At 54.4% G+C, this 1,519-nt stretch carries 1 protein-coding gene; it reads left to right on the forward strand.

Annotated features, from left to right (window positions below):
• Positions 1–112 precede the first annotated feature (112 nt).
• Positions 113–1,495: an IS5 family transposase gene (locus FE845_RS18480; RefSeq protein WP_200368002.1), complete on the forward strand. Its 1,383-nt coding sequence runs from the start codon at positions 113–115 to the stop codon at positions 1,493–1,495.
• The last annotated feature ends 24 nt before the right edge of the window (positions 1,496–1,519 follow it).

Raw genomic sequence — 1,519 nt, forward strand, 5'->3', positions numbered from 1 at the left:
GTCGTCCCTGCAAAACCAAAAAACTGAAACAAAGCAATGAGTTGGCTTGAATTTCGAGTATAATATCCACCATAAATCTCCCCGTTTCGCCCAAAAACCGGAAGAAAACGCCATGATTCCACGGGATAAGCGCCAGGCACCACAACGAGATCTGCTGAAAACCTACCTTGAAGACATCCTCAATACCCGGCATGAACTGGTGCAGATGGGAAAACGCATCGACTGGTCCGCCTGTGAACAGCACTTCGGTCAGTTATACGCGGTGGAGTCCGGTCGTCCGGGGTTGCCTATTCGCTTGCATGTGGGCTTGCAACTGCTCAAGCATATGTTTGCACTCTCGGATCGTGATGTTCTGGATCGCTGGGTGGAGAATCCCTATTGGCAACACTTCTGCGGTGAAGTGATCTTTCAGCACCGGTTGCCCATGGATGAGACCACCATGATGCGGTTCCGGCATCGCATCGGTGACGATGGGGCTCGTGAGTTGCTGAAGATGAGCATTGCTCTGGGTCATGACACAGGGGTCATTGCGTCAGAAAGCCTCAAGGTGGCGGTCATTGATACCACGGTCATGCCCAAGGCAATTGCCTACCCGAGCGATGCTCGCTTGGCAGGGCGCTGCCACCGGCAGTTGGTCGAGTTGGCCAAAGATGAAGGCATCAAGTTCCGTCAGACCTTCTGCAAGAAACTGCCCGACATGGTCTGGCAGGTAGGTCGATACGCCCATGCCCGGCAGTTCAAGCGGATGCATAGAGTGCTTCGCCAGATGCACCGGAATCTGGCCAAGGTCTGTGAGGCCATCATTGACCAGCGCACCCTGGAGGAGCGTTCCGAGCGCTTGAACCACAAGCTCCATCAAGCCTTGCGGTTGTTACAGCAATATGGCGATCGCAGCGTTAAACCCCGACTTTACAGCCTGCACGAGCCGGAAGTGGTGTGTATCGCCAAGGGTAAGGCTCGCACCCGCTATGAGTTCGGCTCCAAAGTCAGCGTAGTGACCACAGCCAAAGAAGGCTTTGTTCTGGACTGTCAGGCTCTGGCTGGCAATCCCTACGATGGCCACACCGTCGACACGGCGCTCAAACGAGTTCTCCTGCACACCAGCAAGATGCCGGAACATCTGCTGGCCGACCGTGGTTACCGGGGTAGCGAGAGCACCTACCTCTCAAACGTTCATATTACCGGCAAGCGACGAGGGCGTGGCAAGGCACACCCTGATCTACAACACCGACGAAACAGTATTGAGCCCATCATCGGCCACCTGAAAAGCGACGGCTTGATGTATCGAAACTTCCTCAAAGGGTTTGCCGGCGACAAGATACACGCGGTTCTGTGCGGCGTGGGCTTGAACTTCAGGAAGGTTCTAAGGAAGCTCGCGGAGCTTCGTTGGCCTTATGAAAATGGGCGGCATTTACGCCTGATATTGGCTATTTTATGTTCAACTCTGGCGCTGCCGAATGAATCAACTAAGACCAGTGAGTTGTTGGCTCTCTGAAAGTGGCATTTTTGCAGGGGCGAC

Source organism: Marinobacter sp. 1-4A (assembly GCF_016597725.1).
Classification (GTDB): Bacteria; Pseudomonadota; Gammaproteobacteria; order Pseudomonadales; family Oleiphilaceae; genus Marinobacter.

What these genes read in the sequence shown, in the direction of transcription:
- FE845_RS18480 (WP_200368002.1), top strand. Translation starts at nt 113, where the DNA reads ATGATTCCACGGGATAAGCGCCAGGCACCACAACGAGATCTGCTGAAA.